This window comes from Pontiella agarivorans (genome assembly GCF_034531395.1).
Lineage (GTDB): Bacteria > Verrucomicrobiota > Kiritimatiellia > Kiritimatiellales > Pontiellaceae > Pontiella > Pontiella agarivorans.
The window spans coordinates 968,103-985,349 of the sequence record NZ_JARVCO010000012.1; the positions used below are offsets into that span (position 1 = coordinate 968,103).

The 17,247-nt window shown below is 51.9% G+C and carries 16 protein-coding genes; 13 read left to right on the top strand and 3 right to left on the bottom strand.

Features of this window, described 5'->3' with window-relative positions:
- The first annotated feature begins 144 nt into the window (after positions 1-144).
- Both P9H32_RS16920 and P9H32_RS16925 read left to right on the top strand, forming a co-directional pair.
- Entirely contained in the window at positions 145-912 is a 768-nt protein-coding gene (locus tag P9H32_RS16920; protein ID WP_322610104.1) for a hypothetical protein, read from the top strand.
- A gap of 90 nt (positions 913-1,002) precedes the next feature.
- Positions 1,003-2,748: a sulfatase-like hydrolase/transferase gene (locus P9H32_RS16925; RefSeq protein WP_322610105.1), complete on the top strand. Its 1,746-nt coding sequence runs from the start codon at positions 1,003-1,005 to the stop codon at positions 2,746-2,748.
- Between the two features lie 87 nt (positions 2,749-2,835).
- Here P9H32_RS16925 and P9H32_RS16930 read toward each other — a convergent pair whose 3' ends face one another.
- The gene (locus P9H32_RS16930) at positions 2,836-3,234 is read right to left on the bottom strand and encodes a DUF2934 domain-containing protein (protein ID WP_322610106.1); all 399 of its coding nucleotides are present in this window, start codon (positions 3,232-3,234) and stop codon (positions 2,836-2,838) included.
- A 256-nt stretch (positions 3,235-3,490) separates the two neighbouring features.
- On the opposite strand from P9H32_RS16930, the gene P9H32_RS16935 reads away from it, so the two are divergent.
- Together P9H32_RS16935 and P9H32_RS16940 are read left to right on the top strand one after the other, a co-directional pair.
- Positions 3,491-4,177 carry a CDP-alcohol phosphatidyltransferase family protein gene (locus tag P9H32_RS16935; protein ID WP_322610107.1) on the top strand — a complete coding sequence of 229 codons (687 nt, stop codon included), beginning with the start codon at positions 3,491-3,493 and terminating at the stop codon, positions 4,175-4,177.
- Between the two features lie 79 nt (positions 4,178-4,256).
- The gene (locus tag P9H32_RS16940) at positions 4,257-5,954 is read left to right on the top strand and encodes a YiiX/YebB-like N1pC/P60 family cysteine hydrolase (protein ID WP_322610108.1); all 1,698 of its coding nucleotides are present in this window, start codon (positions 4,257-4,259) and stop codon (positions 5,952-5,954) included.
- A 3-nt stretch (positions 5,955-5,957) separates the two neighbouring features.
- On the opposite strand, the gene P9H32_RS16945 is transcribed toward P9H32_RS16940, so the two are convergent.
- Entirely contained in the window at positions 5,958-6,518 is a 561-nt protein-coding gene (locus P9H32_RS16945) for a hypothetical protein (RefSeq protein WP_322610109.1), read from the bottom strand.
- A 260-nt stretch (positions 6,519-6,778) separates the two neighbouring features.
- On the opposite strand from P9H32_RS16945, the gene P9H32_RS16950 reads away from it, so the two are divergent.
- The 8 genes from P9H32_RS16950 to P9H32_RS16985 all read left to right on the top strand — a co-directional run bounded on the left by P9H32_RS16950 (position 6,779) and on the right by P9H32_RS16985 (position 15,471).
- A complete protein-coding gene (locus tag P9H32_RS16950; protein WP_322610110.1) occupies positions 6,779-7,879 on the top strand; it encodes a hypothetical protein in 1,101 nt (366 codons plus the stop codon).
- 10 nt (positions 7,880-7,889) lie between these two features.
- Positions 7,890-8,609 carry an SHD1 domain-containing protein gene (locus P9H32_RS16955; RefSeq protein ID WP_322610111.1) on the top strand — a complete coding sequence of 240 codons (720 nt, stop codon included), beginning with the start codon at positions 7,890-7,892 and terminating at the stop codon, positions 8,607-8,609.
- A gap of 116 nt (positions 8,610-8,725) precedes the next feature.
- Complete coding sequence (locus P9H32_RS16960) at positions 8,726-9,073, top strand: TM1266 family iron-only hydrogenase system putative regulator (protein WP_322610112.1); 348 nt, start codon at positions 8,726-8,728, stop codon at positions 9,071-9,073.
- Between the two features lie 48 nt (positions 9,074-9,121).
- Complete coding sequence (locus P9H32_RS16965; RefSeq protein WP_322610113.1) at positions 9,122-10,447, top strand: aspartate ammonia-lyase; 1,326 nt, start codon at positions 9,122-9,124, stop codon at positions 10,445-10,447.
- The gene (gene hydF / locus P9H32_RS16970; protein WP_322610114.1) at positions 10,447-11,664 is read left to right on the top strand and encodes a [FeFe] hydrogenase H-cluster maturation GTPase HydF; all 1,218 of its coding nucleotides are present in this window, start codon (positions 10,447-10,449) and stop codon (positions 11,662-11,664) included. Before P9H32_RS16965 ends, hydF begins: the two co-directional genes overlap by 1 nt.
- Positions 11,661-13,085 (top strand): [FeFe] hydrogenase H-cluster radical SAM maturase HydG, encoded by a 1,425-nt coding sequence (gene hydG / locus P9H32_RS16975; RefSeq protein WP_322610115.1) that lies wholly within the window; start codon positions 11,661-11,663, stop codon positions 13,083-13,085. The genes hydF and hydG overlap by 4 nt, the downstream gene beginning before the upstream one ends.
- 4 nt (positions 13,086-13,089) lie before the next feature.
- Positions 13,090-14,187: a [FeFe] hydrogenase H-cluster radical SAM maturase HydE gene (hydE, locus tag P9H32_RS16980; RefSeq protein WP_348534510.1), complete on the top strand. Its 1,098-nt coding sequence runs from the start codon at positions 13,090-13,092 to the stop codon at positions 14,185-14,187.
- Between the two features lie 114 nt (positions 14,188-14,301).
- Complete coding sequence (locus P9H32_RS16985) at positions 14,302-15,471, top strand: DNA recombination protein RmuC (RefSeq protein WP_322610117.1); 1,170 nt, start codon at positions 14,302-14,304, stop codon at positions 15,469-15,471.
- Here the strand turns inward: P9H32_RS16985 and P9H32_RS16990 are convergent.
- Positions 15,468-15,845, bottom strand: coding sequence for a hypothetical protein (locus P9H32_RS16990; RefSeq protein WP_322610118.1), 378 nt, complete (start codon positions 15,843-15,845; stop codon positions 15,468-15,470). The genes P9H32_RS16985 and P9H32_RS16990 overlap by 4 nt on opposite strands.
- A 54-nt stretch (positions 15,846-15,899) precedes the next feature.
- Between P9H32_RS16990 and P9H32_RS16995 the strand changes: the two genes are divergently transcribed.
- Entirely contained in the window at positions 15,900-17,237 is a 1,338-nt protein-coding gene (locus P9H32_RS16995) for an FAD-binding oxidoreductase (RefSeq protein ID WP_322610119.1), read from the top strand.
- The last annotated feature ends 10 nt before the right edge of the window (positions 17,238-17,247 follow it).

Genomic DNA, 17,247 nt, shown 5'->3' on the forward strand with positions numbered 1-17,247 from the left:
GAAAAAAAATCTTGTGTGAAAACGCACGAAGGGCAAAGCCCTTTCGTGCGTTTTTGCTTCCGGGATCAAAGGTTTTTCAAGAAGTTGGCAAGCCTCCTGCTATATTCATTTCGTTTAAATAAAGACGTCATGGGGTAGATTTTGATGGATATAAAATGGCTGACATTCGCGGCAGCGGCCTGTATCGGTGCCGGCGCACAGGGGGAGACCCTGAAGTATAGTTTTAATGATTTCGAGGCGGGGCCGATCAGCGGTCAGCACGAGTGGAATACCTACGATAAAGTGCCGGATACATCTGCGCTGTCAATTATGGACCAGGTCGGAACGAGTGAAGCCGACGGGGATAAAGCGCTGGTAATCAAAGCGTCTAAAACACCGATCCGCTGTGTGACCGGTGAGCCGGTCCGCTGGTTGCCGGGCTATACTCTGGAGGCTGAATTTGATTTTAAAATTGCGGCTGATCCTCGGGAACTGATCATCCCCAAACCCGTGATGAGCGTAATGGTAGGGAATGCACTGCTGAGCCCGAAAGCGCGCTGGGAAGTAAAGCTGGAGGCTTCTCCCTCTGGCGATTGGGTGTTGACGGGTGCCATGCCGGATGAATCGTCGAAACGGATTTATGGTGAAAATTTCCTCATTCGTGAAAACAATGCCGTGTCGATTTCACAATGGTATAAAATGCGGTTGGTTTCAAAGAAGCTGACCGAGCCTGATTCATTTGAAACGCGGGTGGAAATTCTCGGAGCCGAAAGCGGCGAACTGATTGCCGAGATAGAATTTTCAGATAATAAAAAAGATAAGGTAGCGAAGGAAATGTGGAATACCTCGCGTGCCCATATCGGTTTTTTTGCACCGGACACTCAGCTGGGCCTGGTGTGTATTGATAATCTGACGATTACGTCGTCCAAATAAAAGTTTTCGAGTCTTTAGGAAGTCAACCCATAGGATAGGTTGAGCCCTGTCGGTTTGCGGTTATTCTGTTTATTTATAAATGGAGTAATTATGAAACGTGTAACCTGCTTTTTTGCCGCAGCCCTGCTTGCCGGAGTATCCGTCACAGCGTCTGAAAAACCCAATGTTGTATTTATTCTGATTGATGATTTAAGTCATTACGGGATTACCGCCTATGGGGCTAACCGGATCAGTTCGACGCAAGGGTTTTTTAAAAACGTGGAGTTTGAGACGCCGCGTATTGACAGTCTGGCAAAAGATGGAATGAAGTGCGATTATGCCTATGCCTATCCGCTTTGTGAACCCACTCGGATTGCACTGATGAGCGGCATGAATAATATCCGGAACTACCATCAGTGCAAATCGCAGCATGCATCGGATATCACCTTCGGCGATCTGTTTCAGCGCGAAGATTATGAAACCTGCATTGTCGGAAAATGGAAACAGACGCGCGGCACGAAAAGTATTCCCGGGAAAGATTATATTTCCGAGTTCGGCTGGGATGAGTTCTGCTGTTTTGATGTGGTGACCGAGGGGTATCGCATGATTGATCCCGACATTGTGGAAAACGGGGAAATCATGAATTACAAAGGCATTGATCCGGTGACCGGGCGGCGCTGTTACGGACCGGATATTTTTAATCGGTACGCCCTCGATTTCATCGAACGTAATCAGGAGAAGCCGTTCTTTCTCTACTATTCCATGGTGCTGATGCACGACGAACATACGCCGACGCCGGACACAAAACCCGCCAGTATCTTTGATGAGCACGATATTTCAAAACCCACTGAATATGGATTTATGAAAGGGGACGACCGCCGCTATTTTCCGGATATGCTGGCGTATGCGGATAAAATGGTGGGACAGGTGCTGGATCAGCTGGAAAAGCTCGGACTGGATGATAATACGCTGGTTGTCGTAATGGGAGATAACGGCACGAAGGAATGTTTCGAACATGTGCTGCCCGACGGCACGGTATTCCGCGGCGACAAAGGAAGTAATAAAGAAGGCGGTCTTCATGTTCCGCTGCTGCTTCGGGCCCCCGGAAAAATTCCGGCGGGAAAATCGTATTCGGGCATGGTTAATCTGACCGATATTCTGCCGACGCTGTGCGACGCGGTCGGCATTGAACCGCCGAATAAAGAGGCCCTTGACGGCATCAGTTTCTGGCCGCAGGTGACCGGTAAAGCCTCTGCCGATCATCGTAAATGGATTTACACCTGGTATAACGGAAATAATAAATCCAGCGATCTGGATAACGTGGTTGAGTATGCTTTTACCAAGGAATTTAAACGGTATGCTCCGAGCAAGCTCTATCCTGAAGGCCGCTTTTTTGATCTGCGGACTGACCTTTTTGAGGAGGCGGGAGCCGAAAAGAAAAAGGTGCCCAAGGTCTGGAATAAATGGCACTACAGCGGACTCGATATCAATACACTGACTCCGGAACAGAAGCGCGCTTATGACGGTCTCGGTAAGATTCTGAAGCAGAATGCCTACGTTCCGGTTCAACGCCTGCAGATTGTCAAAGGCGAGGTGCCGCTTCGTGTTGGCGGCAGCAAGGAGCTGACGTGCCGCATCTATCCGCAAAACGCCACCCGGCGCGGCATCATCTGGAAATCCAGCGATTCCTCCATCGCATCGGTCGACAAGTTCGGTGTTGTGACCGGCCACAAAAAAGGGAAGGTTGAAATTACGGCCTATTCCTGGGACGACGCCGTTCCGCTGGCTGACCACAAAAGCGAGGAATACGCAACCGACGGAATTCAGCACAGCGTGAAACTTACAGTCTCAAAATAAGTTCAGTGCAATTTCCGGATTTCGGAAGCGAGGTATAAAAAAGGCGATCCCGACGGGATCGCCTTTTCAACGTTCAGATCTTTGGAATCAGCCTTTGATCATGGCGTTGATTGAAGCTTCTGCATGCGCCCAGTATTCGGCCGGCTCTTTCGAGAAACCGTCGTTTTCAGCGGCAAAGTAAGCGGCCTGCTCAATCATGGAATAAACCTGTTCGGCAGTGTAGTTCACTTTGGCGGTTTTTTTAACCGCGGCTTTTTTAGCAGCCTTCTTGGCCGTCTTTTTAGCCGGAGCCTTTTTAGCCGGAGCCTTTTTAGCCGGAGCTTTTTTAGCCGGGGCTTTTTTGACCGCTTTCTTGGCGGTTTTTTTAGCCGGAGCTTTTTTGACCGCTTTCTTGGCCGTCTTTTTCGCCGGGGCTTTTTTTGCAACGGCTTTTTTAGCCGGAGCCTTCTTTGTTGCTTTCTTTTTTGCAGCTTTCTTTGCAGCCATTATTTTTCTCCTGATTTTCTTCTTCCCACGTTTTTCCTACGTGCTGCGGGTAGAACTATATACTTAGTTAATGCTTGTAAATCATACAGTTGATAAAAATGTGTTTATTTTCAGGCGCATAGGAGCTGTTTTGTGTTTGGACGGAGAAGTTCAAGGGAAACGAATCCGGAACAGGCCAGGGTGGGGGATAGACCTTTTCGCGGTTATCGGCATATGATAAAAATCCCGTTCTGAGTTGAAAAAACAGGGGAAGACAATGGCGTTTCATGGCGATAAAAAAGAGGGAACCTGGCTGCTGGCCGATGCAGAAAACCGGCTGAAGGACTGGCTGGTGCCCAAGGTGCCGAAAGGGATTGAGACTTATCATCTGACGCTGACGACGCTGCTGTGGTGCGCCATGATTATTCTCTTCAGTTTTATGGCGCGGTACTCCATTCATTTTCTCTGGGTGGTTTCGCTGGCTATTTTCGGGCAATACATTACCGACCTGCTGGATGGCGAGGTGGGACGGCGGCGGAACACCGGCCTGATCAAATGGGGGTACTACATGGATCACTTCCTCGACTACCTGTTTCTCTGCTCCATTCTCATCGGATACGGTCTGATGGTGGAGGATCATAACAAGTATCTGCTTTTCTACATCCTCGCTCTGTTCGGCGCATTCATGGTGAATTCATTCCTCTCGTTCGCGGCAACGGGGGCATTCAAAATCAGCTACCTGGGCATCGGCCCGACCGAGGTGCGGCTGATCTTTATCGCGGCCAATACGCTGATCATTATTTTTGCGGAGAAGTTCGAAATTGCGCGGGTGTTGCCGGTTGTACTGGCCGGCGCAACCTTTGCTTTGTTTGTTACGGTTTATCAGACACAGAAGATGCTGTGGAAAATCGATATGGACAACCGGGAGAAGGAGGAACCGGACACCGCTGAAGGCGAACGTTGAGCGGGACGCATGGGATTTTGAACCCGGTCGTACCGAAGCGGTTATTATCTGATGGGATCATTCAATACAGTAGGTTGTTATGTTTAAGAATAAGCGTCTTCTCTGGTTAACGTTGTTGTTTGTATTGAGTGCAATTGTCGTGCTCGGCATGAAAATCGGTTTTCCGTCGCACCGGCTCATTGCTTACGGGCTGCTCGGTCTCGGCTGGATTCCGCTGCTGATTTCCTATCAGATCAACCGCCGGATTCTGCGTGTGCAGAAAAAGCTGATCCGTAAAAAGGCGCGACCTTTTCTTCCGCATGCGATCGTTGCTGTTTTGCTGCTGCTGGCGTTTTATGTCACCTCGGCGCTGTTTCCGGTGGAGCGCAGTCCGCTGGCCGAATGGAGCCCGGAAAAGATCCGGACGGAAATGGATCGCGATCTCGGCAGCTACCATATGCTGCGTAAAACCGCCGATGATTTTATTGCCGCGTTCGAGTCCAACGGACTGCTTCAGAAAAAGGTGGATGAACTGAGCCCGGCCGAGCGCAAAACCATACGGCGCCTGTGGCGCGACGGTGTTATGGCCTTTCTGGAATTTGATTTGCTGAAAGCTAAATATCGCGGGTTTTACCAGATCGATTATGTGGCTGAGCCGGCGCTGCACGCCGACGCCTTTATGCTGGCTTACATGGCCTACATTACCCAGTACAACGCCTGCATACAGGTGATTGAAATGGTGGGCAGCAATGCTTTCATGGAAACGCTGCTCAACGAAGAGGGCGAGGGCATTCCGGTCGACAGTTATTATTTTATGAAGCAGCGTCTGACGCATCCGAATGTGATCCTGCGGATGAATGCCGGCGCGGCTTATTTTGAACTGGTTAAAAAAGAGATCACGTTTGAGCCGGAGCTTGTGGCCGACTTCCGGGAACGCCGCACGTCGTTTGTGAAAACCATGGGTATGCATCCCGACCTCTTCATCGACAACCCGCTCGATATTCTTGAGCGCGCGGCATTTGAAACAATTCTGCCGGTTCAGAAAAATGTGGCGGTGCAGATGAGTTATATCCGCACAGCGAAACGCGACTATCTGATCACCCCCGAAATTCTTGCGGAGCATCAGGCCGAACTGCAGCCCGGCGATATTCTGATTCAGCGGCGGAACTGGCACATGACCAATATCGGCATTCCCGGGTTCTGGCCCCACGTTGCGCTCTATGTCGGAACGCCGGCGGAAATCGAAGCCTGTTTCAGTGAGCTGGATTTCCAGCCCCTGGAAACCATTAAGGCGCTCTATCCCGATGCATTCCAGGCATTGGAAGCATCCGATGAAAACGGATTCCCCATGCGCGTCATCGAGGCCATCCGTCCCGGCGTTGTTTTCCAATCTCTGGAAACGAGTGCGCGGTGCGATTATCTCGGGGTGGTTCGTCCAACCCTTGGAAAAGCGGAAAAGTTTAAAGCGCTGCTCGGTGCGCTGGCGTACTACGGCAAGCCCTATGATCTCAACTTTGATTTCACCACTGAAAATGCGCTGGTCTGTTCCGAGCTGGTGTATAAAGCCTATCGCGCCGGCGGGGAGCTTCCGCTTGAGCCGGAGGTGATCAACGGGCGCCGCCTGCTGCCGCCGAACCGGCTGGCCGAGCAGGCGGTCCGCGAAATGGGCGACGGCGGGGCTTTTGAATTTGTCCTCTTTCTCGACGCGGTGGAAAAGTCGGATGAAATTGTGCTCGGCGATGCGGAATCGTTTAAAGCCAGCTGGCAGCGGCCGAAGTGGGATGTGCTGCAGAACTGAGGTTTACGGTTCTTCGGTGGTAATGACGGCGAGCACTTCGCGGTCGGCTTTGTTGAGCATGCCGCTGGCCAGATAGGCTTTAATCACTTCGAAGGCGGCCTGGGCTTCTTCCAGCCTTTGGAAAACGCGATCATAATTAATTTTTTCGAGATCGTCCGGATCCATGATCTCGACCAGATGACGGTTGCCGAGGGCCTGCTGTCCGATATGGAGGATCAGTTTGCCCAGCACACCGGCGGAATAACGGTGGGTGTCGTCAGGCAGGCGGGCGAGCAGTTCATCGCAGTAATAGGCATAGCAGACCGGCGGGCGGCCGTAATCCAGCGAACAGCCGCTGAGATCCAGCCAGCCGAAGCGGTCGTCCATATCCTTTTCCCCGAGGCCCTGCTTTTTGAGCAGGCGGGCGAGAAACGCGCTTTCCACCGCTTCTTCACAGATGTCGGCCCGGCAGCAGCACGCCGTGCACAGGCCGCACGTTCCGCTGAACAGGTGGGTCATTATCTTGCGTATTTCCGTTTCGAGCGCGGCATATTCATTGATCAGGTTTTCAAGCGTTAACATCATCAAAACGTAACAGAATGAATCGGCGAGCAGAATAAAGATTCACCGAAAAGACGAAAAACCGAGGGGATCGGAGAACCGGTCAGTCTGGCTGGATATTGTATATTTTTGGCGGAACACCGGCTTTTTATCCGGTTTTCAATCGAGGTACCGTCTCTAACTGCTGAGGGGAAGTCTCTTACTTGGAGACAACAGCAGGATACGCATGGAAACGACTTCTTTTTGAAGGGAAAACGTGCGCGAAAAAATGAGGGATTTAAGGAATGAAGAAAAAAGAGGCTAAGGTCGTTAAAGGTGCGCCCAGCGGTTTTATTATCAGTATAGCCATTCATGCAGCCGCTTTTGCCCTGGCCGGGATGCTGGTTGTTTTTAATGTGGTTAAGAAAGAGGAAAAAAAGTTTGTTCCTCCGAAACCGGTCGACCGACCGAAAATGAAGCTGAAGAAGCCGAAAGTGAAGGTGAAGAAGTCTTCGAAGCCGAGATCAACCACGCGGATTGTCACGAAAGTTCAGAAGGCCAGTATGCCCGATATTCAGCTTCCTGAAATGTCCGGGATCGGCGGGGATATTGTGGGGGGCATCGGTGGTTTTGACATTATGCCGAATCTGGAAGAGGTCAGTGTTTTCGGGGGAGGTCAGTCGATCGGTAATGATTTTGAAGGTACATTTTACGATTTGAAACGCGACCGGCGCGGAGGCACTGCGCCGATGGAGAAAGAGCCTTATATGATGACCGTCAGGGAGCTGGCGCGCAACAATATGAAGGAATCCATTCTCAATAAATATTATCGGGCACCGAATAAGCTGTATACCACACATTTCATGATTCCGCCGATTACCTCACCGTTGGCGCCGGATGTGTACGGTTCACCGGAGACCGCCAGTTTTTTCTTTCTTGTGAAGTATGAAGGAAAACTGGTGTATAAGGACGATATTCGTTTCCGTTTCTGGGGTACGGGTGATGCATACTGCGTGGTGAATGTGGACGGAGAGAATGTGCTGATCAACGGCTGGGAAAACCGGCTGAAGGATTATCTGCGTCATTGGACGACACCGGATACGGCTCACTCAGATAAATATTATGTGGCCAATCAGCAGCTGAAAGTTGGCGAGTGGATTGATCTCAAGGCGGGGGAACCCCGGGATATGAAAGTGATTTTCGGGGAATATACCGGCGGTGAAATGGGGATTTGTTTGCTGGTGGAAGTGGAGGGGGTTGAATATCCGCGTACGAGTCAGGGCGGACCGTTGCTGCCCGCCTTCAAAACTGAGGAGTTTTCCCGGAATCAGCTGGATGAGATCTATAAGTTGCTGCCGGAAGGTGAGTGTACGCTGACGAACGGTCCGGTTTTCCGGGATTTCTAGGAGAATGGTTATGAACAGACTGATTTTAAGTTTTCTTGGAATGGCTCTGACTTCCCTGATGGCCCGGGCCGAAGTACACGTGTGGACGTTGAAACACGGAAAAACCGTGGAGGCGGAATATGTTGCCCTTGCTGCCGGGGAGGTAACGTTGAAGACCGTCCGGGGCAGGATCCGGAAGGTGCCTTTGGCCGGGCTGTGCAAAGAGGATCGCCGTTACATAGAGCTTCTCAATCCGCCGCGCCTTGATCTGGAGCTGGGAAAAACCTCCGATCAACGGGTTTATCCGCCCACGTACAATGAGTCGGAACTGCCGCGTCAAACGATATACACGTTTACTGCCAGGGTAAAACAGCTTTCCGGTCGACCCTATCATCGGCCGCTTACGCTGGAGTTTTTCAATATCGGCGAAGAAAATAACGGGGATAAGAATATTCTCTACAGTTATCAGAAGGAGTCGTTTACGCTGAATGGTAATGGGTCGGAGTTCACGGTATCTACTCAGGAAATCCCGGTGACAGCCTACGTGTCGTATGGTCAGCGCCGCGGCGAAAGCTATTCCGGTTATATGATGGTCGTCAAGGATGAGCGCGGCGAAATCATTGCTTCGAAAGCAACGCGGAACGAATGGCTGGAGATTGCTGACAAACTTTGCGATCTCCCTGTCGGTCGCACGTTCGATCCGGAAACCGGAGAACGGTGCTGGCCGACCCGTCCGTCAAAATTTTATTAAACGGTTTTTGCAATCTGTAAAAGCGGCTCCATTCGGGCCGCTTTTTTTGTTTATACGCAATCTATATTGACCGGTAGGCCCACTTCACTCTTGCCGGAAGAAAGGAAATAAATAGGGTGCATTTATCTGAGCAGTCGGCTGCGGCAGGCCGTGAGGATTCTTTAAAACGCAATCTGACGGTTTCGATTAACGGAACGGAGGAGATCATGGAAAAGCGTCTCGGCTTTGTGGGGCTGATTATTGAAAACCGCGAAAAAAACGCGGCAGCGGTAAATACCCTTTTATCGGAATACGGGGACATCATTCTCGCGCGTACCGGCGTGCCGTGTCCGGACCGCAACTGCTCCGCCATCACGCTGGTGATTGATGCCGATACGGATCAGCTCGGTTCACTTACGGGCAAACTCGGCCGGCTCTCCGGCGTCTCCGTTAAATCGATGCTCAGTAAAGCGCAGCAGGCTTGATTGCGATCAAGGAAACGGGAAGACAGAATCGATAGGTTCCGGTCAGCGATGAGTACAAGAAAAGGGCATGATTTATTAGGAACGAAAGAAATCCCGGCGGATGCGCCGTGGGGGATCCATACCGCACGCGCACTGGAAAATTTTCCAATGGCTGGGCCTGCCGTTCCGGTATCTCTGATCGCCGCGCTGGCGCTGGTCAAAAAAGCCTGTGCGCTGGCGAACAAAGATCTCGGCTGTTTATCTCCTGAAAAAGCGGATGCGGTCATTTATGCCTGTGAACAGATTATGGATCGTCCGGAATGTCCATTGCCTGCTTTACAGGGCGGGGCGGGAACGAGCACCAATATGTTCATCAATGAGGTGATTGCACACCAGGCAAACGTTCATCCTATTGAAGAGGTGAATCTGCATCAGTCGACAAATGATGTGTATCCGACCGCCGTAAAAGTTGCGGCGATTTACGGACTGCGCGATCTCGCCGAAAAGATTGAAAAACTGCAGGGCGTTTTCCAACGGTTGGAAAATAAATTTGCCCATATTCCAACCCTTGGAAAAACCGAGCTGATGGATGCGGTTCCGCTGACGCTCGGTGCGGAGTTCGGCGCTTTTGCCGAAGCGTTTGCACGCGACCGCTGGCGTACGTTTAAGTGTGAGGAACGGCTGCGGGTAGTGAATCTCGGCGGGACTGCAGTCGGCACCGGTCTGACGGCACCGCGTGATTATATTTTTCTGGTTACCGATAAACTGCGCGAAATTTCCGGACTCGGAATCAGCCGGGGTGAAAACCTGGTGGATCAGACGGCGAATGCGGATGCATTTGTTGAAGTTTCGGGGATTATGAAGGCCTGTGCAGCGAATCTGCTGAAAATCTGCGGCGATCTTCGGCTGTTGCATATGACCGGAAAAATCATACTTCCGGCGGTGCAGGCGGGATCGTCGATCATGCCGGGCAAAGTGAATCCGGTGATTCTCGAAAGCGTGATGCAGGTCGGCATCAAAGTGCAGGCGAATGATTTGATCATTACGGAATGTGCATCGCGCGGGTCGCTGCAGATTAATGAATTTATGCCGTTGCTCGCGTCGGCCCTGCTGGAATCGATGGAGCTGCTGGGCGATGCCTGCACTATGCTCTCGCAGCATGCGGAAGGGATCGAGGCCGACGAAGCGGCATGTGAGCGGCACTTTAATGCATCGGTCGAAATTGTGACCGCTTTTCTTCCAACCATTGGATACGAAAAAGCGACGGAGCTGGTTGAGAAATTCAAGAAGACCGATCGGAGCGATTTTAAAAATTATCTAACGGAAGAACTGGGTGAAGAGGTCGTGGAAAAAACACTCTCGCCGCAGAATCTGATGGCACTGGGGCACCGATAATGCAGAAAACACCTAAAAGTTTAAGGTTGCACATCGCGTTGTTCGGACGAACGAACGTGGGCAAATCATCGTTCCTGAATCTGATTGCGGGGCAGGATGTTTCGATTGTTTCGGAGCAGGCGGGTACGACGACGGATGTGGTGGAAAAGCCGATGGAGCTGCTGCCGATCGGTCCGGTGGTTTTTCTGGATACGGCGGGGATTGATGATGCGACGGCGCTTGGGGAAAAACGGATTGACCGAACCGGGCGGGTGTTTGACCGGGCGGATGTGATTCTGCTGCTGCACGAAGGGTCCGAAATTACCGCATTTGAAACGTCCGTCATTAAGAAGGCGGAGGAAAAAGAAATCCCGGTTGTCCATATCGCAAATAAGGTGGACCTGTTTCCTGTTGGGGCGACTTGCATGTCGCCCGTACAGTGTAATTCATGCGATTTCAGTTCCCGCGATTCTGTTTTGGCGGCGTTGAAAGCGGAACTGATCAATGTCTGCCCCGATGAATTTCTGACGCCGCCGCCGCTGATCGGTGATCTGGTGAAACCGGGCGGGCTGGCGATGCTGATTGTTCCGATTGATCTGCAGGCACCGAAGGGGCGGCTGATCCTGCCGCAGGTTTCGACGATCCGCGATGCGCTGGATCATGATGCGGCGACGCTGGTCTGCAAAGAGCGGGAATATGCGCATATGCTTTCGATGCTGAACCGGAAACCGGATGTGGCGATCTGCGATTCGCAGATGGTGCTGAAAATGGTGGCGGATACGCCGCCGGAAATTCCGTGCACGACGTTTTCAATTCTGTTTGCGCGGCTGAAGGGCGATCTTCGAAAATTTGCGATGGGCGCGGCGGCGATTGACCGGTTGGAACCGGGCGATAAGGTGCTGATTGCGGAGTCGTGTTCGCATCATGCGCTGGAGGATGATATCGGGCGGGTGAAGATTCCGCGGTGGCTGCGTCAGTATGTGGGCATCGACCTGGAGGTTGATGTGTATGCCGGGCACGATTTTCCCGATAACCTGTCGGAATATAAACTGGCGGTGCAGTGCGGCGGATGCATGCAGAATCGCCGAGAGGTTTTGAGTCGCATTGAAAAGTGCGAGGCGGCCGGAGTGCCGATTACAAATTACGGCCTGTGTATTGCGCAGACGCAGGGCGTTTTGAGACGCGTGCTGTCCCCGTTTCCGGCGGCGTTGGCGGCTTATGATGAGGTGACGAAATGAGTGGATTACCGAAGATTGATACCGAAGGGCTGAAGAGCTTTATCCCCGATGACGAGATTTTCCAATGGTTGGAAAAAACAAAGCATCCGGATGCGGAACGGGTTCGGGAAATTATCCGGAAATCGTTGGATAAAAACCGGCTGGATCCGGAGGAGATGGCAACGCTGATCAATGCGGATTCTCCGGAGCTGGTGGAGGAGATTTTCGAGGGGGCGCGTGAGCTGAAGCGCCGGATTTACGGCAATCGTATTGTACTTTTCGCTCCTCTGTATGTGGGGAACGAATGTGTGAACCGTTGTGCCTATTGCGGTTTCCGGGCGGACAATACCGAGGTGCACCGGAAAACGCTTCTGAGCGAGGAGCTGGTGGCGGAGGTCGAGGCGCTGGAGGATCTCGGTCATAAACGTCTGATTATGGTTTACGGTGAACACCCGAAATATGATGCGCAGTATATTCACGATACGGTGAAGGAAGTCTATGCGGTAAAAAAAGGCCCCGGCGAAATCCGGCGGGTGAATATTAATGCGGCGCCGCTGGATGTGGACGGATTTAAAACGGTGAAATCCGCCGGCATCGGGACCTATCAGATTTTTCAGGAAACGTATCATCGTGAAACCTATAAGCAGGTTCATAAGGGTGGACCGAAATCGGATTTTCTCTGGCGGCTGCACGGTCTGGACCGGGCAATGGAGGCGGGCATTGATGATCTGGGGATCGGTGCGCTGCTGGGACTGTATGACTGGCGGTTTGAAACGATGGCCTTGCTGTATCATACCATTCATCTCGAAAAAAAATTTAATGTCGGTCCGCATACGATTTCATTTCCGCGGCTGGAGCCGGCGATCGGGACGGATATTGAGGCGCTGACAAAAAAACATGCGGTGTCGGATTTTGATTTTAAACGGCTGGTGGCGATTCTGCGACTGGCAGTGCCGTACACGGGGCTGATTCTGACGTGCCGCGAATCGACGGAACTGCGCAATGAAATGCTGGGATTTGGCGTGAGCCAGATCGACGGCGGCTCAAGCATCGGCGTGGGGTCGTATTCCCAGAAGGATCCGGAGGCGTTTAAGAAGAGCCAGTTCCTGCTGGGCGACAATCGCAGCCTGGATGAAATCATCCGCGAACTGTGCGAAGCCGGATTTGTTCCTTCGTTCTGCACGGGGTGCTACCGCAAGGGGCGCACCGGAGAGCATTTTATGGAATTTGCTATTCCCGGATTTGTGAAGCGTTTCTGCACGCCGAACGCGGTGCTTACGTTTCTGGAGTATCTGAACGACTATGCGTCGGGTGAAACCCTCGCCGCGGGGCTGAAGCAGATTGACCGGGAACTGGAAGCCATGCCGGAGAGCAAGGCGAAGGACGAGTTGCTAAACCGTATGCAGCAGGTGCGTGAAGGTGCGCGGGACCTCTATTTTTAACGGAATGATGATGGAAGAGATTTTGGAAAAAGCCCGGAAGACCGGCGATCTGTCCCGTGCGGAGATCACGGCGTTGTTATCGGTGTCGGATCAGAAGCATATGCAGATGCTGTTTGATACGGCTTATGCGGTAAAGGCGGAAGAGGTGGGCCGGGTCGCTTATTTCCGGGGATTGATCGAGTGCAGTAATATCTGCATCAAGGATTGCTTCTATTGCGGGATTCGCCGCAGTAATCAGAATGTCGAACGGTTTCTGATGGATGAAGAGGAGATCTTTAAAGAGGCGATGTGGGCGTATGAGGCGGAATACGGCTCCTGCGTGATTCAGTCGGGCGAGCGGCAGGACGAGGAATACATTGCCATGATTGAGCGGGTGGTGAAACGGATTGCGGAGGCGACCGGCGGTTCCTTGGGCATTACGCTTTCGCTGGGTGAGCAGACGGAGGAGGTGTACAAACGCTGGAAAGAGGCGGGTGCTCATCGTTATCTGCTGCGGATTGAAACTACGAATCCGGAGCTTTATGCAAAAATACATCCGGAGGATCATTCGATGGACGTGCGTAAGGAGTGTCTGAAAGCACTGCGCCGTACCGGATATCAGGTAGGCACCGGGGTGATGATGGGTATGCCGGGTCAGACCATGGAGGATCTGGCTGATGACATCCTTTTTCTGAAAGAAATCGATATTGATATGATCGGCATGGGGCCGTATATCCCGCATTCCGATACGCCGATGGGAAAAGAAATTCCGGCTTATACCGACGAAGAAAAAAAGGTGGCGCTGCAGCTGGGGCTGAAAATGATTGCTGTGACGCGGCTGGTTCTGCGCGATGTGAATATTGCGGCTGCCACAGCGCTTCAGGCATTGGAGTACACCGGTCGCGAACAGGGGCTGAAATGCGGGGCGAATGTGATTATGCCGAATCTGACGGAAACGGAATTCCGGCCGAAATATCAGCTTTACGATAACAAGCCTTGTACCGATGAAAATTCATCGATGTGCCGGGGATGCCTCAGTGGGCGAATTAAAGGCATCGGGGAGACCATCGGGTTTAACGAGCGAGGGGATTCTCTCCACTATCGCAAGCGCACGGTACAGTAACCTTTCGTTCATCCGAATGAACCGGCATATGCCGCATTCCGGTGGGCGGATGTTTTCAACGCTTTCCACGCATTGGAAGTTTTTGCATAGTGCTCCGGTCTTTGGAGGGTTTTGATGATTACAACGGTTTTATTGATTCTGGTTCTGGTCGTTCTCGGAACAGTGCTGATGCTGCAGCTCACCGGAATGACAAAGGTGAATACACGTCTTGATGAGTTTGCCCGGCAGATCGGTGTTCAGAATGATCAGGGGGCGGAGCGGATTGAGAAGCTGGAGTATATTTTCCGGGGTCTGGAAAAGGAACTCCGTGAAGATGTTGAATCGGTTCGTGTGCGGGTGGATGAATCGCTGGAAAAAAACAGCCGCCAGTTTGGTGAGCGGGTCAGGCAGCTGATCGAAACCAATGAAAAGCGACTGGGCGAAATTTCGGGTAAAGTGGAGGAGCGGCTCGATAAGGGCTTCGAGAAAACGAGCAAAGTTTTTGAGGATGTGCTGAAACGTCTGGTGGAGATTGATAAGGCGCAGGAGAAAATTGCGGAGCTTTCGGGGAATGTGGTTTCGCTGCAGGAAGTGCTTTCCGATAAACGGTCACGCGGTGCATTCGGCGAGGTGCAGCTGAATGCACTGATTGCCAATATTATGCCGGAAAACAGTTTTTCGCTGCAGCATACGTTCAGTAACGGGGTGCGTGCCGACTGTGTGCTGTTTCTGCCGGAACCGACCGGGACGATCTGCATCGATTCCAAGTTCCCGCTGGAGAGTTATCAGAAAATGGTGGATTTCAATCTGGGTGATGCGGATCGGAAGGCGGCGGAGCAGCAGTTCCGTCAGGATATCAGAAAACACATCAAAGACATTTCCTCGAAATATATCATTCCCGGGGAGACGTCAGACGGTGCGATGATGTTTATTCCGGCCGAGGCGATTTTTGCCGAAATTCATGCCCGTTATCCGGACCTCGTGGAAGAGGCGCAGCGGGCACGGGTCTGGCTGACATCGCCGACGACCATGATGGCGGTGCTGACGACTTCGCGTGCCGTGCTGAAAGACGCCGCCACCCGCAAACAGGTGCATATTATCCAGGAACACCTTGTGGCGCTTTCGAAGGATTTTGAGCGGTTCCAAAATCGTATGGATAAGCTGGCGACACATATCGATCAGGCCAACAAGGATGTGGGGCTGGTGCAGACGTCGGCGAAAAAAATCAGCAGCCGGTTTACCAAGATTGAAAAGGTGGAACTGGAAGGCGAAGATTTCCAGACATTGGAAAACCCGGAGATCTAGAACAGGTCATCCGAGGCTTTTTTGGCCTGTGCTTTTTCAAACTGCGGGCAGGTGTCGGTGGACTCCACTTCCTTTTTGTGAACGGAGCAGAACTGCGTGAAAGGATTTACGATATAGTTTGCACAGTAGCGGCAGAGCGCGGCGTTTTCATCTTCTTCGAAAATTTTAACGGTTTCCGGGCGGTCGGCATCGGTGAAAATGGCAGGTTCAGTTTTTTTATGTTTGAACGGTACGTCGGCTTCAGAGGGAAACTCAAAACCGCATGCCGAGCAGATGAGTTTTTCCCCGATTTTGCTAAACCCTTCATAGATGGGTTCACGTGTGAGCAGGGCGTCGGCCCCGCAATTCCCGCAAATGATTTCTACTGTCTTCATGCTTAAATATGTATATGGTGTCGGGTCATTGAACAAGTCGTGAATGAGGTGTCCATGCGAAAGATTTCTGATTGGGGGAATTATCCGGTTATCGAGGCCGAGGTGAACGGTTTTGATAGCACGGAACAGCTGAAACAGCAGCTGGAACTTCCGGGTGACGTGATTGCTTTCGGCAACGGGCGTTCCTATGGGGATGCTTCGCTGCAAAAGCGGATTGTGCTGACGCGCCGGTTCAATAAATTTCTTTCCTTCAATGAAACGACGGGGGAACTGCGTTGCCAGGCGGGAGTGCTGCTTTCGGAAATTCTGGATGTCTTTGTGCCGCGCGGCTGGTTTCTGCCGGTGACACCGGGAACGAAGCTGATTACGGTGGGCGGTGCGATTGCTTCCGATGTGCATGGAAAAAACCATCATGTGGACGGATCGTTCGGACAGCATGTTCTCCGTATGGATATTATGCGTAACGACGGATCGCTGATCACCTGTTCACCGACGGAGAATGCGGATTTTTTCAATGTTACCGTCGGGGGCATGGGGCTGAGCGGAATTATTCTGAATGCCACGTTTTGTCTGCGGAAAATCGAGACGGCGTATATCAAAGAGGAAACAGTCCGTGCCGCGAATCTGGAAGAGATTATGGACGGGTTCGAAATGTCGGATGACTGGACCTATTCCGTGGCCTGGATCGATTGTCTGGCCAAGGGCGATGCGATGGGGCGGAGTGTTCTGATGCGGGGCGAACATGCCACAACCACCGATCTGGTGAATCAGGCCCATCGGGATTATCCGTTGTCGGTTAAGCAGGGGAGCAAGCTGGGGGTGCCGGTGAGTTTTCCGAACTTTGTGCTGAATCCGTTGAGTATGAAGGCTTTTAATTTTGCGTATTACAACAAGACGCGGCCCGGGAAACATGAGCATGTTGTAGATTACAACAGCTTCTTTTATCCGCTCGACGCGATTGCCGACTGGAACCGGATTTACGGCAAACGCGGATTTACACAATACCAGTTTGTGATTCCCAAAGCCGCCGGTCGCGAAGGTATGCGAACCATCCTGAAGCGGATTACCGACAGTGGACTCGGGTCGTTCCTTGCCGTGCTCAAACTCTTTGGCGAGCAGGAGAGTTTTATGTCATTTCCCATGGCCGGATACACGCTGGCGCTTGATTTCCCCATTTCGGTAAAAGCGATGAGTCTGTTTAAAGAGCTTGATGCAATGGTGGCCGATTACGGCGGCCGGCTTTATCTGGCTAAAGATTCACGCATGAATGCGGAAATGTTTGAAAAAACCTATCCCAATGCGGATGAGTTCCGCCAGGTGATTGCGCTGCTGAACGAAGGCGGAACGAGATTTGCATCGCTGCAGTCCAAACGGATCGGAATCACAGAATAAATGTATCACC